The 24,695-nt window shown below is 45.9% G+C and carries 25 protein-coding genes; 10 read left to right on the top strand and 15 right to left on the bottom strand.

Going from position 1 to position 24,695, the window contains the following annotated elements:
* Positions 1-77 precede the first annotated feature (77 nt).
* Both MSSIT_RS21730 and purF read left to right on the top strand, forming a co-directional pair.
* Positions 78-248, top strand: a complete 171-nt coding sequence (locus MSSIT_RS21730; protein ID WP_011023129.1) for a 50S ribosomal protein L37e — start codon at positions 78-80, stop codon at positions 246-248.
* Positions 249-297: 49 nt separating this feature from the next.
* A complete protein-coding gene (purF, locus tag MSSIT_RS05905) occupies positions 298-1,734 on the top strand; it encodes an amidophosphoribosyltransferase (protein ID WP_048170795.1) in 1,437 nt (478 codons plus the stop codon).
* Between the two features lie 158 nt (positions 1,735-1,892).
* Here purF and MSSIT_RS05910 read toward each other — a convergent pair whose 3' ends face one another.
* Positions 1,893-2,291 (bottom strand): secondary thiamine-phosphate synthase enzyme YjbQ, encoded by a 399-nt coding sequence (locus MSSIT_RS05910; protein ID WP_048170797.1) that lies wholly within the window; start codon positions 2,289-2,291, stop codon positions 1,893-1,895.
* A gap of 249 nt (positions 2,292-2,540) precedes the next feature.
* On the opposite strand from MSSIT_RS05910, the gene MSSIT_RS05915 reads away from it, so the two are divergent.
* Positions 2,541-3,401, top strand: a complete 861-nt coding sequence (locus MSSIT_RS05915; RefSeq protein ID WP_048170799.1) for a caspase family protein — start codon at positions 2,541-2,543, stop codon at positions 3,399-3,401.
* Positions 3,402-4,441: 1,040 nt separating this feature from the next.
* Here the strand turns inward: MSSIT_RS05915 and MSSIT_RS25225 are convergent.
* From MSSIT_RS25225 to MSSIT_RS25495, 8 genes are all read right to left on the bottom strand, one after another.
* Positions 4,442-4,576, bottom strand: a complete 135-nt coding sequence (locus tag MSSIT_RS25225; RefSeq protein WP_261789048.1) for a hypothetical protein — start codon at positions 4,574-4,576, stop codon at positions 4,442-4,444.
* Between the two features lie 134 nt (positions 4,577-4,710).
* Positions 4,711-6,147 (bottom strand): MATE family efflux transporter, encoded by a 1,437-nt coding sequence (locus tag MSSIT_RS05920; protein WP_048170801.1) that lies wholly within the window; start codon positions 6,145-6,147, stop codon positions 4,711-4,713.
* A gap of 812 nt (positions 6,148-6,959) precedes the next feature.
* Positions 6,960-7,721 (bottom strand): MATE family efflux transporter, encoded by a 762-nt coding sequence (locus MSSIT_RS25480; RefSeq protein WP_331456180.1) that lies wholly within the window; start codon positions 7,719-7,721, stop codon positions 6,960-6,962.
* Positions 7,721-8,395, bottom strand: a complete 675-nt coding sequence (locus MSSIT_RS25485; RefSeq protein WP_331456181.1) for an MATE family efflux transporter — start codon at positions 8,393-8,395, stop codon at positions 7,721-7,723. Before MSSIT_RS25485 ends, MSSIT_RS25480 begins: the two co-directional genes overlap by 1 nt.
* A gap of 130 nt (positions 8,396-8,525) precedes the next feature.
* Positions 8,526-8,984: a MarR family winged helix-turn-helix transcriptional regulator gene (locus tag MSSIT_RS05935; protein ID WP_048170805.1), complete on the bottom strand. Its 459-nt coding sequence runs from the start codon at positions 8,982-8,984 to the stop codon at positions 8,526-8,528.
* 525 nt (positions 8,985-9,509) lie between these two features.
* Positions 9,510-9,953, bottom strand: coding sequence for a sirohydrochlorin nickelochelatase (gene cfbA / locus MSSIT_RS05940; RefSeq protein WP_269430811.1), 444 nt, complete (start codon positions 9,951-9,953; stop codon positions 9,510-9,512).
* Positions 9,954-10,005: 52 nt separating this feature from the next.
* Positions 10,006-10,461, bottom strand: a complete 456-nt coding sequence (locus MSSIT_RS25490) for an ATP-binding protein (protein ID WP_331456182.1) — start codon at positions 10,459-10,461, stop codon at positions 10,006-10,008.
* A 72-nt stretch (positions 10,462-10,533) separates the two neighbouring features.
* A complete protein-coding gene (locus MSSIT_RS25495) occupies positions 10,534-10,764 on the bottom strand; it encodes a nucleotide-binding protein (protein ID WP_331456183.1) in 231 nt (76 codons plus the stop codon).
* 526 nt (positions 10,765-11,290) lie between these two features.
* Here MSSIT_RS25495 and MSSIT_RS05950 point away from each other — a divergent pair.
* The 5 genes from MSSIT_RS05950 to MSSIT_RS05965 are packed head-to-tail and all read left to right on the top strand — an operon-like array spanning position 11,291 to position 15,352.
* Complete coding sequence (locus MSSIT_RS05950; RefSeq protein WP_048170808.1) at positions 11,291-12,418, top strand: ABC transporter substrate-binding protein; 1,128 nt, start codon at positions 11,291-11,293, stop codon at positions 12,416-12,418.
* Positions 12,419-12,450: 32 nt separating this feature from the next.
* Positions 12,451-12,996, top strand: coding sequence for a methyltransferase family protein (locus tag MSSIT_RS24595; RefSeq protein WP_231590438.1), 546 nt, complete (start codon positions 12,451-12,453; stop codon positions 12,994-12,996).
* On the top strand, positions 12,996-13,487 hold the full coding sequence (locus MSSIT_RS24600) for an SAM-dependent methyltransferase (RefSeq protein ID WP_231590439.1): 492 nt from the start codon (positions 12,996-12,998) through the stop codon (positions 13,485-13,487). The genes MSSIT_RS24595 and MSSIT_RS24600 overlap by 1 nt, the downstream gene beginning before the upstream one ends.
* 15 nt (positions 13,488-13,502) lie before the next feature.
* Complete coding sequence (locus MSSIT_RS05960) at positions 13,503-14,588, top strand: FecCD family ABC transporter permease (protein ID WP_052721551.1); 1,086 nt, start codon at positions 13,503-13,505, stop codon at positions 14,586-14,588.
* Positions 14,585-15,352 carry an ABC transporter ATP-binding protein gene (locus MSSIT_RS05965; protein ID WP_048170812.1) on the top strand — a complete coding sequence of 256 codons (768 nt, stop codon included), beginning with the start codon at positions 14,585-14,587 and terminating at the stop codon, positions 15,350-15,352. Before MSSIT_RS05960 ends, MSSIT_RS05965 begins: the two co-directional genes overlap by 4 nt.
* Positions 15,353-15,499: 147 nt before the next feature.
* Here the strand turns inward: MSSIT_RS05965 and MSSIT_RS05970 are convergent, their stop codons facing one another.
* The 6 genes from MSSIT_RS05970 to MSSIT_RS05995 all read right to left on the bottom strand — a co-directional run bounded on the left by MSSIT_RS05970 (position 15,500) and on the right by MSSIT_RS05995 (position 22,590).
* Complete coding sequence (locus MSSIT_RS05970; RefSeq protein ID WP_048170814.1) at positions 15,500-16,726, bottom strand: ABC transporter substrate-binding protein; 1,227 nt, start codon at positions 16,724-16,726, stop codon at positions 15,500-15,502.
* A gap of 36 nt (positions 16,727-16,762) precedes the next feature.
* A complete protein-coding gene (locus tag MSSIT_RS05975) occupies positions 16,763-17,650 on the bottom strand; it encodes an ABC transporter ATP-binding protein (RefSeq protein WP_048170816.1) in 888 nt (295 codons plus the stop codon).
* A gap of 5 nt (positions 17,651-17,655) precedes the next feature.
* On the bottom strand, positions 17,656-18,735 hold the full coding sequence (locus MSSIT_RS05980; RefSeq protein WP_048170817.1) for a FecCD family ABC transporter permease: 1,080 nt from the start codon (positions 18,733-18,735) through the stop codon (positions 17,656-17,658).
* 141 nt (positions 18,736-18,876) lie between these two features.
* Positions 18,877-19,524, bottom strand: coding sequence for a class I SAM-dependent methyltransferase (locus tag MSSIT_RS05985; RefSeq protein ID WP_048174548.1), 648 nt, complete (start codon positions 19,522-19,524; stop codon positions 18,877-18,879).
* Positions 19,525-19,989: 465 nt separating this feature from the next.
* Positions 19,990-21,438, bottom strand: a complete 1,449-nt coding sequence (locus tag MSSIT_RS05990; RefSeq protein WP_052721553.1) for an MATE family efflux transporter — start codon at positions 21,436-21,438, stop codon at positions 19,990-19,992.
* 225 nt (positions 21,439-21,663) lie between these two features.
* Positions 21,664-22,590 carry a cache domain-containing protein gene (locus tag MSSIT_RS05995; protein ID WP_052721554.1) on the bottom strand — a complete coding sequence of 309 codons (927 nt, stop codon included), beginning with the start codon at positions 22,588-22,590 and terminating at the stop codon, positions 21,664-21,666.
* A gap of 396 nt (positions 22,591-22,986) precedes the next feature.
* Between MSSIT_RS05995 and MSSIT_RS06000 the strand changes: the two genes are divergently transcribed.
* Entirely contained in the window at positions 22,987-23,166 is a 180-nt protein-coding gene (locus MSSIT_RS06000) for a hypothetical protein (protein ID WP_048181134.1), read from the top strand.
* 62 nt (positions 23,167-23,228) lie between these two features.
* A complete protein-coding gene (locus MSSIT_RS06005; RefSeq protein WP_048170820.1) occupies positions 23,229-24,692 on the top strand; it encodes a radical SAM/SPASM domain-containing protein in 1,464 nt (487 codons plus the stop codon).
* Positions 24,693-24,695: the final 3 nt, after the last annotated feature.

Raw genomic sequence — 24,695 nt, forward strand, 5'->3', positions numbered from 1 at the left:
TCTATTCAGAAACGAAATCGCTTCGAATTATCGAATATCACATGCTAACAAGTTGATTTTTATCAGGAGATTTAGTAATGAGTAAAGGTACTTCATCAATGGGAAAAAGGCAGAAACGCACTCACGCCAAATGCAGAAGATGCGGCAGCGTTTCGTTCAACGTGCATACAAAACAATGTACTTCATGTGGCTTTGGAAAGACATCCCGCATGAGAACTTACAAGTGGCAGGCAAAGTGCAAGTATTAAAATTGCCTGCTCAATTTTCTCTATTTTTCACCTGCACCGGAGGTCAAGATTGAAAGAAGAATGCGGGGTTGCAGGCATAATCCTCCCTGACGACAGGCCTCAATCAAATGCTGTCGCATTTAAGCTTTACTACGCCCTGTACGCTCTCCAGCACAGGGGACAGGAATCTACGGGTATAATGGTGCATGATGGGACATCTCCGCTCTCCATCAAGGGCATGGGACTTGTGCCGGACGTGTACACCAAGGATTCTCTGGGGCGCCTTATAGGGAGCGCAGGAGTCGGACACGTCCGTTACTCCACAACTGGCGAGTCAAAGATTGAAAACTGTCAGCCTTTTATCCTGAACTTCAAGGGTGGAACAGTTGCCATTTCCCATAACGGGAATCTGGTAAATGCCAGAGTACTTAAAGACGAGCTGGAAAACGAAGGCCGAATTTTTATAAGTAATTCCGATACCGAGGTTATCGGTCACCTGCTTGTGAAAGAACTGATACGGCATGACCCTATCGAGTCTATCAGGAATGTAATGCGCAAGCTTGTTGGCTCTTATTCTCTTGTTATTTTCATTAACGGTGTTGTATACGCTGTCAGAGATCCTTTCGGCTTGAAACCCCTCTGTTTTGGGGAAGTTGACGGCGGATACGGAGTATTTTCAGAAAGTGTTGCCATCGACACCCTGAACGGCACCCTTATCCGGGATGTCAGGCCAGGCGAAGTTATGGTTTTCACGGGTTCAGGCTTTGAAAGCCACCAGCTCACAAACGAGCCCCATCCGGCACACTGCGTTTTTGAGTTTATTTACTTTGCAAGACCCGATTCCGTCATAGACGGCAAACTCGTCTACAAGGTTCGGGAAAGAATCGGAAGGGAACTTGCCCGCGAGCATGATGTTGAAGCAGATATCGTTTCTCCTGTTCCTGACTCGGGAATTACGTCCGCAATCGGCTATGCAAGAGAGTCCGAAATCATGTACCTGGAAGGTCTTATGAAAAACCGCTACATAGGACGCACATTTATTCTTCCGGGACAGGACCTGCGCGAAACTGCTGTTAGGCTCAAGATGAACGCAATTCAGGAGAACGTCAAAGGTAAGCGTGTAGTCCTTGTAGATGATAGCATTGTCCGCGGCACGACCTCCAGGCGTATCATAGATATGGTCAGGAAGGCAGGAGCTTCGGAAGTCCATGCAAGGGTCGGAAGTCCGGCAATTATTGCCCCCTGCTATCTAGGGATCGATATGGCAACCCGGCAGGAACTTATCGCCTCATACAAGACTATAAAAGAGGTTGAAGGGCTAATAAACGCCGACTCTCTAGGTTATCTCAGCATTGACGGGCTCATGAGAGCTCTTGAGTGCGATAAGAACGACATGTGCATTGGCTGCCTTACAGGTGAATACCCTGTGGAAATCCCAGGTGAGAAATGCAGAAAAAAGCAGTCCCGCCTTGATGATTTCAGTAAGGCCAAAAATCCCTCTAAATAAGTCTCTTCAGGCAACTCTTAAGGGACTTTTTTTCTTTACTTTCTTATTTGCCTTTACTTTTCTTATTTGCCTTTACTTTTCTTATTTGCCTTTACTTTTCTTATTTGCCTTTACTTTTCTTATTTTGCTGTTCCAATTTGTTTTTTGTTTCTAGGCCTTTATTCGATCTTAAGAATCGTCAGATTTACTGTCCTGTGCCTCGGGCCGTCCATCTCGGCAAAAAAGATACTCTGCCAGGTGCCGAGCTCCAGCTTTCCCTGTACAACTGGCAGGGTTTCGCTTGTCCCAAGCAGTACGGATTTGAGATGGGCATCGGCGTTGTTATCTATGCGGTCGTGCCTGTATCCGGCTCCCGAAGGAACGAGTCTTCCCAGCAGGTTCAGAATGTCTTCCTTCAACCCGCTCTCATTCTCATTAATTATAATACCTGCAGTTGTGTGCCTGGTGCTGATGATGCATATGCCTTCCTCTACTCCGCTTATCCTGGCTTCTTCCTGGACTTCCGGGGTAATGTCTATCAGCTCTATGCGCTTTGAAGTTTCAATCTTGAGTTTCAAGGTCTGCCCTCCTAACCTGATGTAACCTAGTAAACTACTATATTTTTGGCTGAGTTATGCTAAGATACTAAAATTGACTGATTATTATTCCTGAACTATTCTTACTACTATTTTATACAATCGTTATTATAATTATAAATTTGCTACTCACTACAATGAGTGAGTTATAATAAATCAGACGTTCTTTTTAAATTTTTTATACAAAATTTGTTGTCGATTTATTTGATTGGCTTTAAAAGGAGGTAGCCTATGGCAGGTCAGAGAGCTTTGTGTGTTGGAATTAATAAATTTCAGAACTATCCTCAAGCAGCTTTAAACGGATGCGTAAATGATGCTGATGACATGGTTTCCGTCCTGAAACAGCATATGGGCTTCACACATGGAGATATCGTCAGTCTCACAGACGCCCAGGCCACCAAGGCCAATATCATGGCAAACCTGAAAGAGATGGTTGATGGTGCAAAGAACGGAAAATATAACTACCTGTTTTTCAGCATTTCCAGCCATGGTACTCAGGTTCCGGACCAGAACAAAGATGAGCGAGATTACGCAGATGAAGCCTTCTGCCCCACCGACCTTGCTCAGAAAGGGAATGTATGGGACCCTGCTCACATTATAACTGATGATGAGCTAAATGAGCTTTTCAGTTCATTGCCCTCGCCAGTGGAGCTTGAGTGCGTTTTTGATACTTGCCACAGTGGAGACGGCTTGAGAGCTATTGATTTATTGCTGGATCGAAAGCCCAGATTCATGCCGCCGCCTTCTCTGGAGGCTTTCAAGCAGGTAAAAGATTACATGCCCAGAGGGATGGCCGAATCTCTGAAAGTGAAGGGAATAGGTGTTGAGCACACCCTGTGGTCTGCATGTCGGTCTGACCAGACCAGTGCGGATGCCAAAATAACCGGGGACTGGCATGGTGCTTTCACTTATTATTTTTGCCAGAACATAAATAAGAGTCAGAATAAGTTGTTCCGTGAGGAACTACTTGAGAAGGTGAGGGAAGATCTCGAGGAGGGGTCATTCACACAGATACCCCAGCTGGATACGGCAGCTACCAGAAGGTTTTTGTCCGCTGGATTAAGTAAGGAGGCTATCCCAACGATGGCATGACTACAAGTGTGCAAGTAATGATGGAACCTGGGATTCGGTAAAGGCTCAATCCAGACCAGATTATAAAATTATTTCCATTTTTAAAAGAACAAAGAGGTTCCAATTTACCTCTTATTTTTATTTATTCATCATTTTTGGCTTTGTGCAAATTATTGAATCCGGAATGCTTTCTGGATATTGCGAAATAAAGAAACAAACTCCAGTTTAATAGTGAATCCAAGAGCTCGCTAAAAAAGTAAAAGAAAATAATTTGGTGGTTCCGTTTTTAGGAAAATTCTGTTTTTAGGAAAAGAACTGGAGTTTTATTTCCAGTTATCTCCTTTTCCTTTCCCGATTATTGAACGTTTTTTGGGAAGGGTTTTATTTTACGCATACCGTTTTTAGATGTTGGTTATTACTCCAGGGATGGAGCTGTTGGTGTCTCGCATTTTTCTTCAAATTATTCTGGCTTCATTTGTGTTGGGTGTCGCGTTGAAATATATTCTTGAAGGCAGATTTGAAGATCTTTTGGGAAGACTTGTATCTGAGTGTTCCTGATATTCTCTTTTTTAGAATCCGTTTTTTTAGAATCCGTTTTTTTAGAATCCGTTTTTTTAGAATCCGTTTTTTTAGAATCCGTTTTTTTAGAATCCGTTTTTTAGATCCCGCTCGTTTTTTTAGATTCCATCCGTTTTTTAGATTCTACCCGTTTTTAGACTCTGTTTTTTAGATCCTACTCGTTTTATTAGATTCCATTCGTTTTTTAGATTCTACCCGTTTTTAGACTCTGTTTTTAGGTTCAATTCGTTTTTAGAGATATTACCAGGTCGTTTTTTATCATTTTATTGGAAGTTTTCAGTCAATTTTTTATTTTCAAGGGTTGAGTTCGAGCAATTTTTGGCTTTATGGGCTTTTTCTGTCAATTGGTTGGGTAAGTTCGCCGTTTTTCGGTGGAGGAAATTTTAGCTTTATCTGTAAACTTATCCGCTTTCCGAATTGTTTTTTACTTTTTTCCGGCTTAGGAGGTAAGCTCTTCCTGCATTTCAGGGAAGTTTTCGGGTTTATGTTTTATTTGTTGAAAGCAACCCGAAGAGCTTCAGGATTTTTATCTTTGAGGCTGGGATAAATGTACGGTCACGGAGCAGGAACCCGTGTAAAACTGGTTCCAGTGGCTTCTGTGGAACTGTTTCCTTCATTCTGGCTCACCTTTTAGATTTGAATTTATTCTTTATGTTTGCCGGCAGACGGTAACTTATTACCTATTATTCATATATAAATGTTTGTATTAGAGAAACAAACTGTTTTTCCGAGCCGTCATCAAAAAATATTTTCAAAACCCCTGTTCAACAGGCTTGTTCAGGGGCTCTGTTTTCAGGATTGTGCTGAGGTAGAGCCTTGCCCAGACAAAGGTTACTCCGGCCCCCATTCCGTTTCCTATAACAATTCCCCACCAGGCCCCTACCTGGCCCATGTTCAGAGTGAAGGCGAAAAGAGCCGCAAAGAGCGGGGTAAATACTATGGTTCTCAGGAGATTTGCAGTAAGGGCATTCATGCCTTTTCCCGCGCCCTGGAAGAAAGATGTTGAGAGCATTCCTAAGGAGACTGAAGGGTAGAAGATACAGATCACACGCAGGAAGTGGACGAGGTCCGGTGCGATATGGGCGGCGTCTTCTGTCTGCGTGAAAACGGCTGCAATCTGAGGTGCAAAAATAAAAGTAAATACGGCAACCCCGCTTTCGATGAGGAGTCCCAGTTTTATTGCATAGGTATGGGCTGTTTTGGCTTTTTCAAATTCCTTTGCTCCGAAGGCAGCTCCGGAAACCGAAACCATAGCTGTTGCAATTCCTATCAGAGGAGCAATTGCAATGGTTGCAACCCGCCAGCCGGTGGAATAGACAGCAACCCCGTCGGTATTGCTTACATTCACGATAATGAGGTTGAGGATAAGCATGGACAATGACATGGAAAGCTGCTGAGTCGAGGCAGGGATTGTTACCCTGAAGATGTCATTTACAATGTCCTTTTCAAAGCTGAAGTCTTTAAAATTGAAGGAGACAAAAGTATCCTTTCTTAAAAAGAGCCAGTTCAGCATCATCAGTGAAGAAACGGCTAATGAAAGCAGGGTTGCCCAGGCTGCGCCCGCAATTCCCATGTTAAAAGTGTATATGAAAATAGGGTCAAGGACAATATTCAGGGCTGCACCGAGGACCATTGCCTGCATTGCCCGCTTTGAATCCCCTTCGGCCCTGAGGATGGCGTTAGCTACGTTCGTAAAGAAAACTACTAAGCTCCCGAGGAATATCACCCTCGCGTAAGCTACTGCAAGGTATGTTGTCTGTCCTGCTCCTACCAGAGAGAAGATCTGAGGGGCAAAAACATAGAAGGGGATGGTAAATATCAGCACAAGCAGCATCATCATTACAATCGTATGTACGGCTACATTGTCTGCCCCTGCTTTGTCCCGGGCACCTATCCGCCTGGAAATTGCAGACCCTCCTCCTATTCCAAGCCCATTGGAAAGAGCCATGCTTATGAAAAAGAAAGGAAATACAAAGCCCATCGCAGCAAGCGCATCTGCCCCAAGCCCGGAAACCCAGTAGGTGTCTACAAGCTGGTAAACAGTCTGGACGGACATTGCAACAATCATCGGGACTGAGAGTTTGATAATGGCTTTTTTCGGGTCTCCGGAAAGGATTTCAACTCCTTCCGCATTCATTTCCTCCGGAAAATTTCCGGAATCCGTTTTTTCGGCTGGTGCACTGTACATTTTCAAATCTTCCCGTGATCTTCAAATTCTTCTTTCTGCCTTAAGTTCCCTCTCTAATAAGTTTTATTTATCCTTACCTCACCTCGCCGAGGTATCCGTTTATCTGATATACCTCCTGCCTTATCTTTAGCTTCAAAACTCTTCCTTAGAGCCTGCTGAAGTTGAATTTATGACTTTCCGAACTTGCCTTCAATAAGCTTCAGGGAAGGAAAACTTCAAAATAAGGTGAATTGCAGAGATAAAAAGGTAAAAGAATAGAACTCTTTAATTTTTTAAATTTCTTGCTGTTTTTTGTTCCGTTTTTGGGTAGACTGTTTTTTCTGTTCATTTTTGGTAAGATGGGATTCGGGTTGTTTCAGGAGATTGATTTCATTGATATGTACGTTCCCTGATTTATTCCTTCCCTGAAGATTTATTTGTTGATCTCCCAGAGTTTCGGATGCAGGAATGAGGCCGAAATCTTTTAAAATTTTGATTTTTGCAGCCGGGATTAACAGTGCCGTCATTTAGAATGAAAGCATGTAATACAGGTTCACTGGCTTTTTTTGTTTTTTTCTGTATCACGGGGTTTCACGCCCTTTCTTTATTTTGTAAGAATTCGAAAGGTCTGGTATATGCCACAATATAATTAGATTTTGAATAGTCAGAAATCTGACTAACTGTCCCCGGGTTCTATTTATAGTTTATTATTCTGACCTGTGAAATCATTTCTGGAATCATTTATGAATACGATAGGTAACAAATCAGGGGATAACAGAAAATACCGGTTCCGGCAGAAAAATTGAAAAAAATGATTACAAGATGGCGTTTTTTCAAGCTATGCTCTCTACCGTTATAATTGCCGTTTTTTCTGTTATTACTATATCTCTCAGGAATATCTTCACCCATGAAAAGATGATCACGCATGAAATGCCGTTGCCTGCAACAAGTCCCCACCAGATTCCTTTTATTCCCATGTTGAGGGTAAAAGCAAATATAGTTGCAAAGAGGGGAGTTATTATGGTCCTCAGGATCGTTGCAGTAAGGGCGTCCATCCCTTTTCCGGCTCCCTGGAAAATACATGAGGACAGCATTCCAAACCCGACCGTTGGCAGGTAAATGGAGACAATTCTTAAAAATACTTCAAGGTCTCCTGCAATATGAGTTGCGGTTTCGGCCCGGGTAAAAACGGCTGCTATTTGAGGGGCCAATGCAAAAATCAGGAGGGCAATCCCTGCTTCTATAAGGAGTCCCAGCTTTATCGAGTATGTAAGGGCAGTTTCCGCTTTTTCAAAAGCTCGGGCCCCGAAGGAAGCCCCGCTTACGGAGACAACGGCTGTTGCTACCCCCATAAGGGGCGCGCAGGCGACTGTTATAACCTTCCAGCCCGTGGAAAATACCGCAACACTGTCGGTGTCGCTGACCGCAATGATGATTAGGTTCATTGCAAGCAGGGTAATGGACAGTGTAATGTGCTGGATCGAAGACGGAATTCCGATACTGAGAATGTCTTTTACGATGTCTCTTTTGAAGCCGAAGCCCCGAAAGTTGAAGGATATGTAGGTGTTTTTCTTGAAAAAGAACCAGTTAAACATCAGGAGTGAAGAATCGCCAGTGAAACCAATGTGGCCCAGGCTGCCCCGGCAATCCCCAGTTTCAGGGTATAAATGAAAATCGGGTCCAGGATGATATTCAGGCCCGCTCCGAGTACCATAGCCTGCATCGCCCTTTTTGAGTCTCCTTCGCTTCGGATGATGGAGTTGGCCACGTTGGTGAAAAAGACCACGATGCTCCCCAGAAAGATAACTCTTGCATAGGCCACGGCAAGTCCCGTAGTTTTTCCCGCCCCGACCGGGGTAAAGATTTGCGGGGCAAAAGTGTAGAAAGGTATGGAAAATACGAGCACGAGGATAAGTATCAATATTATAGTGTGCACCGCAACCTCGTCAGCTCCTTCTTTGTCCCTGGCTCCGATTCTGCGGGAAATTGCGGCTCCCCCTCCTATCCCTAGCCCGTTCGAAAGGGACATGCTGATGAAGAAAAAAGGAAAAACAAAGCCCATTGCTGCCAGGGCGTCGGCTCCGAGCCCCGAGACCCAGTAGGTATCGACCAGCTGGTAAATGTTCTGTACGGACATGGCAACAATCATGGGAATTGCCAGTTTTAAGATGGCTTTTTTGGGATCACCGAGAAGTGTATCAACACCTTTTGTTTTCGATTCTGCAGCAGAGCTGAACAGGCCTGCTTTTTCGACCGGATTATTGTGCATATTCAAGTCTTCCTATGGTTCTTTTTTCGTCTTGATTTCTCCGTTTTCCTTCCTTCCCCCAGATATTTTTTCAATCAATGGTTTCGCAAACGTGCCTACTTAAAATCTGTCCGGTCAACTAATCGGGTTCTCAGTTCCTTTCATCCAGTTTCTTAAAAAATTTTATCATATTTTCAAGGCTTTCCTGGTAACTGATTATTTCGTCCTCATCCAGCTTTCCAAGGACTTCGGCTACAATCGCCTGTATTTCCCCAGTGAGCCAGTTTCTGTATTCTCTGCCGTTTTCAGTGAGGGATATCAGGGTTTTCCTGCGGTCTTCAGGGTCACCTCTTCTACGGATCACACCTTCTTCTTCCAGGGCGTCGATCATGCTTGTCAGGCTTCCTTTCTGGAGGTCCAGGTATTCTCCCAGGACAGAGGGGATAATTTCTCCCTTCATTCCGATGACCATGATAGCTCTTTTCTGGTTCTTGTTCAGGTTATAGGGGCCGTCTCCCACTTCATGGAAAGCTTTTGAGAAATTCTTGTGGAAGAGGTTCAGGAGGTCGAACTGGAGTTCGGCTACTTCTTTTATTTTCTTTTGTTTCATAAGGTCTCACACAGATGCTTTGTTATTGTAATAACTCAGAAGATACGACCAATGGTCTTTTTTTATAGGTTGTTCGCCAGGAATTTTTGATTTCAGCTGGATACCCCGCTAGCTTGCCACGGGTATGAAAATTGGGTAGGGGTGCGAACATACCTTCGTTGCTTGCAGCGGGGTGCTTCAGTGCAACTCTGGTTTTTTTTGAATTCGTATTGTTTATATTCTTATCGTTAGAATCAATATTATATCAAACAAAATTATTCAGTTTCAGATAATTTGATTTCTAACTAATTTGTTCCCTGTTTAGAGCTTCTGATTTGAAATGGATTATTGTTTTTCCCTGTGGCTTTCTGGGCAAACCATGGAGACCGCTGTTTGATGATAAATTCCATAAATGCTTGCTGAGAAGGAATAAAAAGCCAATTCTCTGCAGTATTGGAAAAGTTTCCGGAAAAAAATTTGAAATAAAATTGTCGAACACAGTTTGCAGGGATGGGAAGTAAAAAATTTGCGGAAATAATTCAGCTTTTAGAGTGCTTCTTCTACTCTCCTGTATACCAGGTCGGCAATGAGCTCGTCGGCGCCCAGAGGCTTTGCATAGCAGAGGGGAACTTCTTTCCCGTCGATGCTAAGGCACCCGCAACCATTCTCGTCCAGGTTGAGGATAGCCGGGATGTCTTCTTCGATGTGCAACCCCGAGGTTAAGAAGACCGGCACGGCTGCGACTTTCGTCACTCCTGTCCCGGAGAATGCTGCAATAGCCTCGCCCAGGGCAGGCTCACTGTTCTCCATGAAACCGGCTCTTATAACCACGTCAATGTGCTTCTCTGCAATGTAAGCAGCGATCTGTGTAACGACTTCCTTGTTGTAAGGTAGTTTGCTTCCGTGCCCGATGGCCAGGATTCCGATTTTTTCTGTCATTTTTAGTGCCTCATTTCTGTATGCATGTCTGCACCGTTTAATCCGAAACATACTTAATTTAGTTTACATCTCCCATCTGGGGACAATCGTGGGACCAAACCTTTCAATTCTCCATCAGGGTCTGCCACAGGTGCTTAATTTCGGCCTTATCCGTCATGATCTCCTCTCCCCTGAGCCCTGCCAGTGAGAGGGAGCTATCCGCCGGGATCGCCGCAATGACTGTATTCCGGTCCTCGAGAGTTTCCCGCATGAATTGTTCGTTTGCCCCGTCCACTTTGTTCAGGACAAAATATACCGGTTTTCCGATGCTTCCACTTAATTCCGCAACTTTTTCGGATAATCTCATGGATTCGTAGGACGGATCTATCACCATGAGGATTGCATCTGCATTCTCCTCAATCCCTCTCCCGAAGTGCTCTATGCCAGCCTCCGTATCGGTGATTACTACTTCATCGGGATTCAGCCTCAGGTTGCCTATGAATTGTTTTACAAGCATCCCCATGGGACAGGCACATCCTTCTCCCACTTCGTGAATTTTCCCGATGGAAATAAGTTTCACTCCGTCCTTTTCCGGGCAATATGCCGGGGGAATATCGGAAAAGCTCCATTCATCCTCAAAAAAGGAAACCGATTACCAGTCGGGTTCGGCCTGCATGATTTTCTCAAGGACTGTCTTCTTGCCCCCGAAATAATCCGTGAAATCGGGGGGAAGGTCGATTCCCAGTTGCCGGTGGAGCCCAAAATTCGATTCGTCGGTATCGATGACAAGAACAGAACTTCCATTTTTTACAAGGGACTTTGCAAGGAGAGCCGCAATGGTACTCTTACCGCTCCCACCTTTTCCACATATAACGAGTTTCATAAGTTATTTCCTCATTTTTTATTTTTAAGTTAGCTTGAAATTTTTGAAAAATCAGTAAATCGGATGCCTTTTAACTTCTGATTCCTTCCAAAATGTGATTTTTTGACACACATTTCTTCAATTTCCCTGGGAACTTGTTTTTCCTCCATTTTATGCCACTTTTTCAGTGTTATTTCGGATGATGCGGTTGCATATCCGGATTTCTTTCTTTTTCAGTTGAAAATTTACATGACTATCTCACCACTTGTTACTATTATTCGAATAAGCATTAAAACGTTTCGATTTCTAACTATCAGAAATCTAACCTTCTATGTTCACAGTTAGTGACTGTAAGTAAAGCAAATTTGTTTTTCTTAAAATTGGTACAAATTCTAATTGTTAGAATACAAACCTTTTAATACACGCTTGATAGTTTTACTGGTACAAATAAATTTGAATTATTCTCAAGTAATTTTTAACTAAAGCAATTTTGTTTTATCAATATTTATTGTCGTGAGCTAATACGAAAAATGGAGAGGAAATAACTATGAAGTACAAGAAGGAATTGGGGATCGGATTAGGAATTTTACTGGTACTGTCACTTTTTGTAGTCCTTTCAAACTCAAACACTCCTGACACAAAAACCGCAGATGAAGATTCCCGTATCACAATCATTGACTCCCTCGGCAGGGAAGTAACCCTCGATAAACCTGCTGAAAGAATCGCATGCACCCATTACTCAGTCGATGAGATCCTCAAAGCCGTTGGAGCCTGGAATAGGGTAGTTGCACGGGACGGGTACATATCAGATGAAAATTTTTATCCGGGTTTGGATGAGATCCCGGCTATATGCCCGCCCAAAAACCCTATGGACATCAATTATGAAAAAACTGTAGAAGTCCGGCCGGATGTTCTCATCCTGCCGAAATTTGAATGGTATGACACCACTGATGAAATAATCAACACCTTTGAACCTGATATCCCGGTCGTTTTCGTAGATACACTAAATCCCGATTCTTTTTGTGACACTGTTCAGATTATCGGAAAAATTGTTGGGAATGAGGATGAAGCTCAGGAATTTATTGATTTTTACAGTGGAATTTATGACCCTATTGTAACTAAAACTTCACAACTTGCTCCGGAAGAGCGTTTGAATGTATTTTATAAGGCTTTTTCGGACAATCCTGAACAAATAAAAACCTATGGGAAAGAAATGCCCGGCGGTAACGAGTTATTTGAAGCTGCCGGTGGAAGAAACATCGCGGGAAATCTTCCTTTCGCTTATGCAGAAGTAGATAATGAATGGGTCCTTGAACAGGACATTGATGCCATTGTAGTCATGTGCTGGGATAAACGTTATCCTGAAACATTCGGATATACCGTCCAGGACCCGGAACTGGCTTTAGAGGGAGCTCAGGAGATCCGGGAAGAAATCATGGAACAGGATGTCTTTGCACATACTGACGCCGTTAAAAACGAAAAGGTGTACCTGCTTCATAACGAATTGCTTTCCACCCCCAGGCATGTCATTGCCATAGCTTACATGGCCAAATGGTTCTATCCCGACATGTTTCCCGATCTCGATCCTGAAGCACTACATCAGGAATACCTGAGCCGGTTTATGAATACCGATTATAACCTTTCCGATGCAGGGCTCTTTGCTTATCCTGCTTAAGTGCATTTTTGACAGACATGAGAGTGATTACTATGAAAAATCTACCAGAAATTCAGGTTCCATTAACCCGAATCTATGAAATGTCCCTTGCATCCGTTCAGACAAATGCGATGGTTGCGGGAGTTGAGCTTGCTGTCTTCGACCGGCTCGGCAAACCTGTCCGGGCAGAAGAACTTGCTGAGACATGCGGGTTTGATGCCGGAACAACGGCAGAATATCTCAATGTACTGACTGCCTGCGGACTTGTGATAAAAAAGGACGGGTGCTACCGGAACAGTCCGGAGGCTGAGCAGTACCTGGTCACCGGTCGCCCAACCTACTACGGGGATCTCATTTTGCTTGAGTATGAACGTTTGGCCATGAGTCCGAAAACGATCGCCGAAAGGGTCAAAAACGGCCCTGTTTTCCAGAAAGATGACGGGAACATGAGTTCTGAGGAGTTCTGGATACAATATGCGCGATCCATGGCAAACTGGGAGCGTGCCGGAACCGCCCAGATGCTTGCGGATACTATCGCGTCATTGCCGGAATTTTCTTCGATGCGGAAAATGCTTGACCTCGGCGGGGTCCGGGCCTGATGGGAATTGCGGTTTTGGCCCGGCACCCCTCTATGGAAGCTGTCGTGTTTGACCAGCCGGCCGTGGTCAATGTCACTGAGGAATTCATCGCAGAATACGGCCTTTCTGACAGGATGACAACAATTGGCGGGGATTACCTGAACGGTCCTATTGGCGGTGGGTATGACCTGGTCCTGGCAAGTTGTACGCTCAATTTTGCCAGGGACTGCATGGATAAGATGGTGAAAAAAATCTATGATGCTCTAAATCCGGGAGGAGTCTTTGTCAGTCTTCATGACGGGATGTGTGATGAAGGCACAGCCCCGGTGGTTCATGTCCTCAATATGATGTCCAGTGCACTATCCGGATACAACTGCAGCCTCAGGAAGGGGCTTATTGCAAACGCGATGCTTAATGCCGGATTCCGGTCGGTCCGTTCACAGCCGGTCAGGCTTGACGTAGGGCTTTTCGATATGGACATTGCCCGGAAAGCTCCCAGAACAGAGGATTGAGCGGGTTGAAGGTTTATGGATTGTAATTCTCAAAAAAACATGTGCCAAACGGAAGCAGGCAATATCACGGAGAGATATTATCATTTTATCCATAAAAAGGCCCTCTTTATTGCTGCCTTATGCCTGCTCATCGTCATCAGCATCGGGATTGCCGCATCCACAGGATCTGCCGATATCTCTTTCGGGGATGTTTATGCCTCGATTCTCAGCAAAATATTTCCTGATGCTGCGGAGAGTTCCTGGGTAGCGGATGTCTGCCTCTGGAAACTCCGCTTCCCCCGTATTTTTATGGGGCTCTTTGCCGGGGTTGCCCTCGGGACAGCCGGGTGTGCTATGCAGGGGGCTTTGAAAAACCCGCTTGCTGATCCGTATATGCTCGGAATTGCGTCGGCAGCCGGGTTTGGTGCGGCGATCGCGATCATCTTCGGGACCGGGCTTTTTGCCGGCAAGTATCTAATCGTCGGGAATGCCTTTTTCTTCTCACTGCTGGCTGCCGCGATTATCATCGCAATTTCGGAGAGGAAGGGCGGTTCTGCAGAGGCGATGGTCCTGACAGGAATTGCCGTGATGTTTTTCTTTCAGGCCCTCACGACCTTTGTGGAGTATTTTGCAGATGCGGAAGCAGTAAAAGGTGCAATGTTCTGGATGGTCGGAGACCTCGGGAAAGCCAGGTGGGAGGATTTCTGCTTTGTGATCCCGATCGTAGGGGTCCTTGTTCCCTTACTTATCTGGAAGTCATGGGACCTCAATATCATAGGGACAGGGGACGAGAGTGCAAAGAGCCTCGGGATAAATGTCAAAAGGTTCCGGGTCCTCATCATGGCAGCCTCCTCCCTTCTGGTTGCAGGAGTTGTCTGCTTTGTCGGAGCTATAGGGTTTATCGGCCTGATCTCCCCGCATATCTGCCGGCTGATCATTGGGGGAGACAACCGCTTCCTGATCCCTGTATCCGGGCTGATGGGGGCGGTTTTCCTGATCCTCTCCGATTCTATTGCCCGGACATTGCTTTCGCCTGTGATAGTCCCCGTAGGGGTAGTCACTGCATTCCTGGGTGTTCCTTTCTTTGTATATCTGATCATGTACAGGAGGGAGTACTGTTGAGGCTCTCGATCGACGGGGTCACACTCTCATATGCATCGGTGCCGGTGCTCCATGGGATTTCTATGGAGTTTTGCAAACCCGGGGTTATTGGCATAATAGGGCCGAACGGGGCAGGAAAGAGCACGCTGCTCCGCTGCATTAATGATGTTCTCACACCGAAGAACGGTACGGTCTGCCTGGACGGGAAAAAGACCCGGGATATGGATGCGGTTGAAGTCGCCCGAAATTTTGGCTACGTGCCCCAGGAGTTTCCGATTACCTTTCAGGCAACCGTTTTTGACACGGTACTCATGGGCAGGCGGCCGTTTTCGTCCTGGAGGGTCAGCAGGGATGATGTTGAGATCACAGGGGCAGCCCTCAAGCTGCTGAACCTCGAACAGGTTGCGCTCCGCTCCCACTCGGAACTCTCCGGTGGCCAGCAGCAGCGGGTGTTGATAGCCCGGGCTCTTGCTCAACAAAGCCGGGTGCTCCTCCTTGACGAGCCGACCTCCAAGCTTGATATCAGGCACCAGCTCGAAGTGATGGATATCATTCGGACCCTTGTAGACGAAAGGGGACTGCTCTCGATCCTCGTTATTCATGACCTCAACCTTGCCTCCCGGTACTCTGACCGGCTCATCATGCTTAAAGAAGGGAAGATATACGCAGCCGGAGACCCTGCCACAGTCCTGACACAGGAGAATATCAGAGCGGTCTACGGTGTCGAAGCTGCTGTGGTACTCGAGGACAACCTCCCGCATATCATTCCAAAAAAGCCGGTATGAGGGATTAGTATGATGGATTTGAGTGAAAAAATAGAATAAAAGATATTCATCGGTCTTCGGTTAAGGAATCTTTCAATCCATATTGAATCTTTCCACTCGTACTGCATGTTTTCCCCAATCGAAGACCTGCTTAAATGTTTTTTCAGTTCACGTCTCCACGCACCAGTCCATCAACTGGGCCGAACGAAGCTGTACCGCTGTGTCACGGTCCACACCATAGGCTTCCTGGTAAAAAGACAGGGTCCACTCGTTAAGGTCGATGTCCGCGAATTGTTCGGGGTATGCCGCCTTTGCGATAACCATCAGGTCGAGGGGGTATTCCAGGCGTTTTGCACTGTTTCGGGGGGAGTAGGGGAGAGATACAACCCGGCGGTTTTTCACGGCCTGGAGTTCACGGAGGTTTTTGTAGTATGAAGCCTCGTACATCTCATCCGGAGGGGCATAGTGGGCCGCAGTGCCGAGCACAATGACATCAGGGTCCATAGCCAGCACCTGTTCGGTGCTTACCACCTCAAAGGAACCAAGATCGGAGCGAAAAGCGTTTTTTGTGTTGACAATATCCTCGATCATGTACGACTCCGTGGTCTTGAGCCCCCAGGCGATTCCGGCAGAAGTCTGTGTACGGTGCATGGGGGAAAGGCCGAACACCAGCACATCCGGTTTCTCTTCCTCCGAAATATTCCGTGTCCGTTCTATGATCATCTCCTGCCCGGACTCAAGACACGAAGCGAGCCTATCAGCCTCCTCCTCTTTTCCAAAAACCTCCCCTATGATGCGGATCTCGTCTGAAATCGCTGTAGGGTCCGAATTTTCATAGCAATTGGGACTGTAGAGGACAACCAGGGGTATCCCGAGTGATTCGAGTGTCCGGATTGCTTTCTGCGCCCTTTCGTCCTCTCCGGACAGGAACGCGGAGCTTCCCATGCGAATGATAATGACATCGGGTTCAAGAGACGCGAGGGTCTCGTAGTTCATTGCCACGCCGTAGTCTACCACCAGGGGAAGGTCTTTTACATCCGGGGAAAGAGCCAGAACCACATGTTTGCCTCCGCTCACCGTAACATTTGTGCCACTATCGGTTGGGTAGAAAAAATCCCCTTCATACTGGAGACCTTTTGAACCGAGGCCTACGAGCGTATCATCTACGCCTAACACCACCATAGTCTCTTCCACAAGGCCGTCGGAAACGGTAACCACCCTTTCGATGTTGGCTGGCACCTTTACCTCAACCCCACGGCTGTCGACGACGGTCCGGTATTCGTCTCCGGATGTTGTTTCGTTATCCGTGGTCTGCACGGGCGCCTGCATGCAACCCGAGGCTGCAGTTGCAATGAGCAGGATCAGGCTCAGTGTAATAAGGGTTTGTTCCCGCATCCCTGCACCTCTCTCCGACTCTTCCGGTTTATAATGTCATTGTTCCAGTTTATCATATCGGATGTCATAATCTATTCTCCGTACAGTCTTTTGCTCTACATTCCGATTGCAGGCATGCTGATTATGGGTATTTGCCTGCGTTTTTCCGGCTTTCCGGGCTTGCAGTCCTGCGGGCATTACCATCCTTATCCCATCCACTGTCTGCACGGAGCAGGTATTCCTGTAGATCTGCCCGAGGGTCTGTTCATTGATCGCCTCGGCAGGATCGCCGTCAGCAATCACACCGTTATTCCCGACCACAACCACACGGTCACAGAACCAGGCGACATGATTCGGATCGTGACTGCAGGCGATGATGGTCCTGCCGTCCTCGACGACGCTGCGCATAATCTCCCAGATCCGCATCTGGTTCTGAAAATCGAGGGCTGAAGTCGGTTCGTCAAGAAACATCAAGGGGGTGTCCTGGGCAATGGCTCTTGCCATCAGCACCATCTGGCGCTGGCCGCCCGAGAGCCGGGAGTAGGGCCTTTCCGCAAGCCCGGCTATGCCAAGGGTCTCGAGTGCGTCCATCGCTATCATTCTGTCACGACGGCTGATTCCAAAAACTCCCCTGAGATGCGGGGTCCTTCCCATGAGGACGACTTCACGTACAAGATACGGGAAGGGAGGTTTGTGCTCCTGGGGGACATATGCCACGACTTTTGCCATTTCCCCGGTCGAAAGCTTCGAGATATCATTGCCGCAGATCTGAACGGTACCCTGTTTGAGATTGAGGAACCTGAGGCAGCACCTGAACAGTGTGGTCTTTCCCGAGCCGTTAGGGCCGAATAAGCCGCAGAGTTCTCCTTCCCTTACATGAAAAGAGACACCATTGAGAACGGGGGTCTCCCCATAGCTGAAATGGACGTTATGAACACGAAGCATATGGCTCACCCGAACATGACTTTTCCCTTGCTTCTGAGCAGGTAGCAAAGGTATGGTGCCCCCAGGACGGAAGTGATGATGCCTACGGGAATCTCTGAGGAGATCAGAGTCCGTGCAAGGGTGTCAGAGACGATGACATACATTCCCCCCATCATAAATGATGCAGGGATAACATACCGGTTGTCAGGTCCGAGCAGGATCCGTGAAGCATGTGGCATCATGAGACCTACCCATGCGATGATGCCTACGAGCGAGACTGAAAAGGCTGTAAGGGCGGTTGCGATAGCTATGACGATAAATTTGGATCTTTCCGGATTGACGCCGAGAGCCCGGGCTTCTTCGTCTCCCATGGAGAGGATGTTCAGTTTCCATCCCATAGCCAGCAGAATGAGGAGCCCTGCCCCGGTTATCGGCGCAAGGAGGATTATGTCGTCCCAGGTTGCATAATAAAAGCCGCCCATCAGCCAGAAGACAATCTCGCGCAGTGCCGTATCGTCGGAAAGGTATTTGAGAAGCGACACAAGTGCCGTAAAGACCGAACCGATGATCACGCCTGCGAGGACGAGGGTGACGATGGGAGTCTCACCCCGTACCCTTGCGAGAAGGTATGCAAAAGTGACCGCAAGTGCCCCAAAAAAGAATGCTGAGATCTGGATCGAGACCCCGATAATAGGAAAAACGATTGCAAGAGCAGCTCCGAATGCGGCGCCTGAGGAGGCACCGAGGATATAGGGTTCAACGAGGGGATTGCGAAAGACACTCTGGAAGACGGCGCCGGCGATGGCGAGTGACCCGCCGATCAGGAAAGCGAGGAGAATACGGGGGATGCGAAGCTCCCAGATAACCATATTATGGAGCTTAGGGATTGCGGAGATATCCCCGAACGTCAGGTGTGTGATGATCGTATAGATGATGTCGGTAATGGCGATGTTGTAATTTCCCATCATGACGGCGACACCTGCCATAGCGATGAGCCCGGTTCCCAGCGCCACAAGAATGCCAATTTTTCGTAAATCGGAAAAATCATAGATTCTCTTGTAGCCCGGTGCGGAATGGAAATCTTCTGTTGAGATTGATTCGGCCATCTTCTACTCCTGTCATGTGCCGGGTGCTAAATAAATGCCCGGAATTGATTTATATAACAGAGCCTGATAACGAATACTCCGTAAAAAATAGCATCTTTTTGCCTTAATTGATTACAAAAATATTACTTTTGATTTTTCCAATCATTTTTGATTTTCCCTCTTCCCCAAAATTTTTGATTTTTTTCCGAATTGAATCATGTAGTTGCATCCGAGATCAACTAGGCTTATCTTTTCAAAACCATAATTCGTGATTGAATTTACCAGTCCTTCCGGTGACAAACGCATGTGCAACGGCGGCCCAAAAGACATTTCTTCATTTTTGCATTCGATAATTGCCAGGCGCCCATCCGGTTTTAAGACCCGGTGGATTTCACCGAATATCATATCCCCGTCTTTAGCCAGGTCAAGCGAATGGAGCACGGTAGAAATAAAATAAACATCGATACAGCCTTCTTCAATTGGCAACGGGCTGGTAATATCGGAAATCATTCCCCTGATATTCTTTAATCCCTCTGAATTGGCTTTTTCTTTCAGGTCATCAATCACGTCCTGCCACCTGTCCAGTGCATACACTACCCCGGTATCTTTCACTAGTCTGGATGCCTGAATTGAATAGTCTCCCGGCCCGCATCCCATATCAAGAAAAGAGTTCCCCTCTTTAAGTTTCAGCTCAGTAAAAACAAGCTCAGAGTCGTGCATCCAGAAACTGCTTCGACCACGTCTCCGTTCATGTTTACCATGGCCCGGCTTGTAGCCGCATCCTCTTTTACATATTTTTACATTTTTCATACTGCATCCTTCCATACGACATACCGGAACCCTTAGTCGGACTTTTCGCTCACTACAGCCTGTAATTCTTCTGGTAGAATTACGATATGTGACCCGTGGTATGTCTTCTCCGTGGTTACTTGAAGTCAACTTTTCTGAATTCAGGAATCGTTTTTACTCATGTAGTTAGAATATTGATTATTAGAAATATTACTTTTTGTTTTCTTATTATTAGATTTCTAACAAATATTCGTGAATTCTATTTATATTTTATGATTTGAAATGAGTCTTTTTAAAAATGAAATTAAGAGAGTAAAATCCGGGCAAAAAGAACCCGGGCAAAAAGAATCCGGGCAAAAAAGATGGATTGAAGAATAAGGATAAAAAATAATCGACCAGAGCCTACTTCCCAGGCCCTTGTTCTCATACCCGGATATTTTTTGTCTTTTCAGGCTCTGCTTTTCTTCTCACCCACAACATTTCATCTCAGGCCGTACTCTCCACAGCAACGGTTTTCTTGCTTTCGCTTTTCAAAAGCCCGTTCAGGTAATACCTTGCCCAGGTATAGGCAACCGTTGCTCCTAGCCCGTTGCCTGTTACCAGCCCCCACCAGACTCCGGTCTGTCCCATGTTCAGGGTAAAGGCGAAGAGGGCGGCAAAAAGTGGGGTAAATACAAGGGTTCTGAGAAGGTTTGCGGCAAGGGCGTTCAGGCCTTTCCCTGCGCCCTGGAAAAGGGAGGAAGAAAGCATCCCCAGAGATACGGTGGGATAGAAGATGCAGATTATCTTCAGGAAGGCGGTCAGGTCGGGAGCGATATGGGCTGCTGCATCAGCCCGGGTAAAGACTGAAGCGATCCAGGGGGCAAGCACAAAAGTCCCGACTGCGATTGCAGCCTCCAGCGTCAACCCGAGTTTTATTGCGTAGGAATGGGTGGCCCTGGCTTTTTCGAAGTCTTCCGCCCCAAAGGCTGCCCCGGATACCGAGACCACAGCCATTGAAACCCCTACCAGGGGCGCAATTGCAATGGTTACGACCCTCCAGCCCGTGGAATAGACCGCAACTCCATCTGTGCTGCTGACCGTGACAATGATGAGGTTTATGATAAGCATCATCATGGCTGTCGTGACCTGCTGTACGGAGGCAGGGACCCCTACCCTGAAGATATCCAGGGTGATCCCCATATCAGGCTTGAAGCCCCGGAAGTCAAAGGAAACATAACTGTCCTTCCTGACAAAGAACCAGTACAGCATCAGGGCGCAGGAAAGTCCGAATGAAAGTAGGGTTGCCAAGGCAGCTCCTGCTATTCCCATTCCCAGGGTATAGATGAAAACCGGGTCAAGCACGATGTTCAGGACTGATCCGATGATCATGGCCTGCATGGCCCTTTTTGAGTCCCCTTCACTCCGGATGATTGCGTTTCCCACGTTTGCAAAAAAGACAATGATGCTGCCTCCGAAGATCACTTTGGAATATGCAACCGCGAGAGGGGCTGTTCTGCCTGCTCCGCTGAGTATGAAAATATCTTCAAGGAAAGAGAGTGAGAGTAAGGTAAATACGGTCCCTATTAACAGCATTATGACTAACGTATGCACCGCAACATTGTCAGCCCCGGCCTTGTCCCTGGCTCCTATCCTGCGGGAAATGGCGGCACCTCCGCCTACCCCGAGTCCGTTTGTAAGGGCCATCTGGATGAAAAAGAAAGGAAATACAAAACCCATGGCAGCCAGGGCATCCGCCCCGAGACCCGAGACCCAGAAAGTATCCACAAGGGTGTAGATCGTCTGCACGGACATTGCCACTATCAAGGGAATTGCCAGTTTCACGATGGCTTTTTTAGGGTCCCCGTGAAGGATTTTTATCCCCTCGGTCTTTTCGTCCAACGAACTTGAAGGGTCCTCGGTTCTGGCTGTTTTTCCGGCTGTTATTTCTTGCATTTTTAACGCTCTGGGTAGCACAGTTGTTTTTCAATTATAATTAGAATCAGACATTTGATGCCGTATTTATGTATTTTGATTTTTTAGGAGGGTTGGCAGGCAGGAAACGGGGAGGCAATTAAAGAGGGTAAAGAGGGCGAAAAGAAAGGGGTGAAAAAAGAGGGTGAAAAAGGCTGAAAATGGGCTGCAGAACTGGCATAAGGAGACATCATGGAGTCCCAACCTTTACTCCAGGACCTCCTCATTTTCTTCTGCCCAGGCAGGCTGGTCTATTAAAAGGAGGCGGAGAGAGGAATTTCCCGTATTTTCTACATACTGAATTTCGTTTGCAGGAACATGGACGAGCTTTCCTTCATGGAGGCTTACGGGCACATCGTCAATGTAAATCGTCCCCGAACCTTCCAGGACGTAATGGACTTCGGGGTTTGAAAGCCTGTGCGGAAGGTTCTTTTCCCCGGGTTCCATGAGCACGTATGCAATGCTGTAATCGACTCCTAGCTCCGTGTCCGTTCTTCCGGGGTGCATGAACTCACAGAGTGAAACGCCGGTCGCATTGATGGATTCGCAATCCCCGATATTTCTCGTGAAAAGGTAGTCCTCCACATAAAAACCGTCACCCACAAGGTACGTCTCTCCGTCAAATTCAGCTCTTTTTATGAAACTGTACTTGGTGGAGGGTTCCGTTTCCCCGGGTTTCGGCCATTCGTAGGATACCCAGCCCTCCCCGCTTTCGCCGAGTGCTGTCTCGATGAAGAGCTTTCCTATGGGCTTTCCGTTTATATCCGTCAGCCCGCTTACGTCCTCTCCTTCCCCGCTTGGGTCAGGGGGATAGACAACCCTTGTCCCGTTGGTATCCCAGATAAAAATGTAGGAATAACCCCGGAACCATTTCCCTCCTTCTTCCCTGAATTCCGGAAAAGCTTCTGTTCCTTCCTCTTCAACAAGGTCGACAGCTTCACTGACCTTCAAAGCAACCGAATCCTTCTGGGCGCTAAGCCCGACCTGCGACTGAGGTTCCGACTCGTTTTCAACCAGAAATACTTCTTCTGTCCCTCCTTTCTGGGCTTGCTCTTCTTCCTGGGCACATCCTGAAATGCCCAATATTAAAAAAAGCATAAAGACAAGCTGGATACAAAATTTTGATATTTTCATATTCCGACCTGGAAAAGCTTGTTATAGTGGTTTCAAATACTGTCCGGAAGAGCATATAATTTTGGAAACTGGGATTCTGAAAAACAATACGGAACGAAATGCTCAGGCATGGTTTATCTGTTACAAAATGAGTTGGAGAAAAACTGTCAAATCTCTAATCAGTTTTTTACAATATATAACATATTTTTTTACAATAGTTTAACACATTTGCTATTATTTCCCCCGGGTACAATTTTAATTTTTTTATAAATTTAAACTGTTAGGAAGTGTCTTATACAAGAAAATACATTCTATATTTACTTCATCACTTGAAATCTTTTGTTTGAAATAGTCCTGCAGGCAATTTTCCAGAAAGATCGTGAGAAGACTCAAAGCCAAATAAATTGGAGGAATAGTATGGAGAAACCCACATTATCTGAAAGCGCACAAAATAAAGTACCTGAATTCGTAAAACTGGTTAAAGAAGAATTGAAAAAGAAGAACATTGATGTTTCTGAAGCAGATCTTGAAAGCTCGATGCTAAATGCACAGGAAAAAGTAGGTTGCGACCAGTGCGCAAATGGTATGCGCTGGTAAGCCGTATTTTGTGGTGCATCACTCCCAGATGCACCCTTTATTTTTTTGGTTGTTGATCGCATATGCAGTTTTGTGAACAGGATTCCCCCTATCTGGCAGGAAACCGTATCTTAAGAAACGATGGGGAATATATTGTTGCTTATGAGAGTACTGTTGAAAAAAATAAATACTTTGTTTTGCCTCTTAATATAACCCTTATTCTTCCTTTATTTGATGGCAGCAACACTCTGTCGGACATCAAAAAAAATGCTATGCAAATCTATTCCGGTCTTTATGAAACAGTTCATCCGGAAGCCCTGGAAAACAATAGTAAAAAGTTGTCCGAACTGGTTGATCAAACAATTGCAGCGATTCTTAATTTAGAGATCCTGGCGCTTGAGGGTGAAAATAGTCCTTCTCTCAGGAATCTTGAAAAACTGGTTCCTGACATTGAAGGATATCAATTCCCCATAGTGAGATTATCCCGACCTCTGTCTGTGAGCATATCGTTTACAAACCGTTGCCATTATGACTGTATATACTGTTATGCAGAGAGGAAAAAGTGCGAGGAAAAAGAGCTCAGTCAGTGGATTAAAATTTTTGATGAACTTCAGGAAAATGAAATTTTCCTTGTAGATATCGGCGGAACCGACATCTTTGCACGCCCGGATGCACTTGAGATATTGCAGGCGATGGTAGACCGAGATTTTGTTTTTCTGCTTTCTACAAAATCCTTTATTGATGAAAATACGGCTAAGTGCCTGGCATTAATGCATATCGGTCTCGGGGATGCACCCGAACACCTGTTCCGATACGTCCAGCTAAGTATAGATAGTGTTGATGCGTCAACTGCAGGTTATATGGTCAAAAAGAAAGACCATTACGAAAAAACAATTCAATCGGTTAAGAATTTAATGAATGTAGGGATCCGTCCCAAAATAAAATGTGTGCTCACTCCTTTTAATTATCTTGAAATGTCTGCTATTGTTAACGAGTTTGCGAGCCTTGGAGTCAGGGATTTTCAGTTTGTTCAGTACAGTAGAAGTAAATACCGACATAATGATGATTTATTTTTATCCTTTAAGCATAAGGAATTCATCTCTAATTTTGCAGAGTCCGCAAATAAAAATTATCCCCTTCTCAATATAAGCGTTGAAAAAAATTTGACCACTGGCGGGAACCGAAACCTTTCTCCTGAGAAATGGAAAGATCGGTCAGTATGCTCCGGGGGCCGTTCGAATATGATTATCCAGCCCAACGGAGATGTTACTTTATGCGAACAGATTCCTCACAGGGAAGAGTTCATTGTGGGCAATGTGTTTGATGAAGGAATTATGGGAGTATGGAACTCTAAAAGAATTACTGATTTTATATACCCTCCCCGTGAAAAATTCAAAAATTCCGTATGCTATGACTGTTTGGAATTCGAAGCTTGCCATCGAATCAAAGGGTACTGTTACAGAGATGTACTTTCTTCATATGGCACAATTTATGATGCACAACCGGAATGTCCCGTTCAGATAAAATTACCTGTTAGAGAAATTTGATAA

Source organism: Methanosarcina siciliae T4/M, assembly GCF_000970085.1.
In the GTDB taxonomy this organism is placed as follows: Archaea; Halobacteriota; Methanosarcinia; order Methanosarcinales; family Methanosarcinaceae; genus Methanosarcina; species Methanosarcina siciliae.

What these genes read in the sequence shown, in the direction of transcription:
- MSSIT_RS21730 (WP_011023129.1), top strand. Translation starts at nt 78, where the DNA reads ATGAGTAAAGGTACTTCATCAATGGGAAAAAGGCAGAAACGCACTCAC.
- MSSIT_RS05915 (WP_048170799.1), top strand. Translation starts at nt 2,541, where the DNA reads ATGGCAGGTCAGAGAGCTTTGTGTGTTGGAATTAATAAATTTCAGAAC.
- MSSIT_RS25225 (WP_261789048.1), bottom strand. Translation starts at nt 4,576, where the DNA reads ATGAAGGAAACAGTTCCACAGAAGCCACTGGAACCAGTTTTACACGGG.
- MSSIT_RS05920 (WP_048170801.1), bottom strand. Translation starts at nt 6,147, where the DNA reads ATGTACAGTGCACCAGCCGAAAAAACGGATTCCGGAAATTTTCCGGAG.
- MSSIT_RS25480 (WP_331456180.1), bottom strand. Translation starts at nt 7,721, where the DNA reads ATGTTTAACTGGTTCTTTTTCAAGAAAAACACCTACATATCCTTCAAC.
- MSSIT_RS25485 (WP_331456181.1), bottom strand. Translation starts at nt 8,395, where the DNA reads ATGCACAATAATCCGGTCGAAAAAGCAGGCCTGTTCAGCTCTGCTGCA.
- MSSIT_RS05935 (WP_048170805.1), bottom strand. Translation starts at nt 8,984, where the DNA reads ATGAAACAAAAGAAAATAAAAGAAGTAGCCGAACTCCAGTTCGACCTC.
- cfbA (WP_269430811.1), bottom strand. Translation starts at nt 9,953, where the DNA reads ATGTTTCGGATTAAACGGTGCAGACATGCATACAGAAATGAGGCACTA.
- MSSIT_RS25495 (WP_331456183.1), bottom strand. Translation starts at nt 10,764, where the DNA reads ATGAAACTCGTTATATGTGGAAAAGGTGGGAGCGGTAAGAGTACCATT.
- MSSIT_RS05950 (WP_048170808.1), top strand. Translation starts at nt 11,291, where the DNA reads ATGAAGTACAAGAAGGAATTGGGGATCGGATTAGGAATTTTACTGGTA.
- MSSIT_RS24595 (WP_231590438.1), top strand. Translation starts at nt 12,451, where the DNA reads ATGAAAAATCTACCAGAAATTCAGGTTCCATTAACCCGAATCTATGAA.
- MSSIT_RS24600 (WP_231590439.1), top strand. Translation starts at nt 12,996, where the DNA reads ATGGGAATTGCGGTTTTGGCCCGGCACCCCTCTATGGAAGCTGTCGTG.
- MSSIT_RS05960 (WP_052721551.1), top strand. Translation starts at nt 13,503, where the DNA reads ATGGATTGTAATTCTCAAAAAAACATGTGCCAAACGGAAGCAGGCAAT.
- MSSIT_RS05970 (WP_048170814.1), bottom strand. Translation starts at nt 16,726, where the DNA reads ATGCGGGAACAAACCCTTATTACACTGAGCCTGATCCTGCTCATTGCA.
- MSSIT_RS05975 (WP_048170816.1), bottom strand. Translation starts at nt 17,650, where the DNA reads ATGCTTCGTGTTCATAACGTCCATTTCAGCTATGGGGAGACCCCCGTT.
- MSSIT_RS05980 (WP_048170817.1), bottom strand. Translation starts at nt 18,735, where the DNA reads ATGGCCGAATCAATCTCAACAGAAGATTTCCATTCCGCACCGGGCTAC.
- MSSIT_RS05985 (WP_048174548.1), bottom strand. Translation starts at nt 19,524, where the DNA reads ATGAAAAATGTAAAAATATGTAAAAGAGGATGCGGCTACAAGCCGGGC.
- MSSIT_RS05990 (WP_052721553.1), bottom strand. Translation starts at nt 21,438, where the DNA reads ATGCAAGAAATAACAGCCGGAAAAACAGCCAGAACCGAGGACCCTTCA.
- MSSIT_RS05995 (WP_052721554.1), bottom strand. Translation starts at nt 22,590, where the DNA reads ATGAAAATATCAAAATTTTGTATCCAGCTTGTCTTTATGCTTTTTTTA.
- MSSIT_RS06000 (WP_048181134.1), top strand. Translation starts at nt 22,987, where the DNA reads ATGGAGAAACCCACATTATCTGAAAGCGCACAAAATAAAGTACCTGAA.
- MSSIT_RS06005 (WP_048170820.1), top strand. Translation starts at nt 23,229, where the DNA reads ATGCAGTTTTGTGAACAGGATTCCCCCTATCTGGCAGGAAACCGTATC.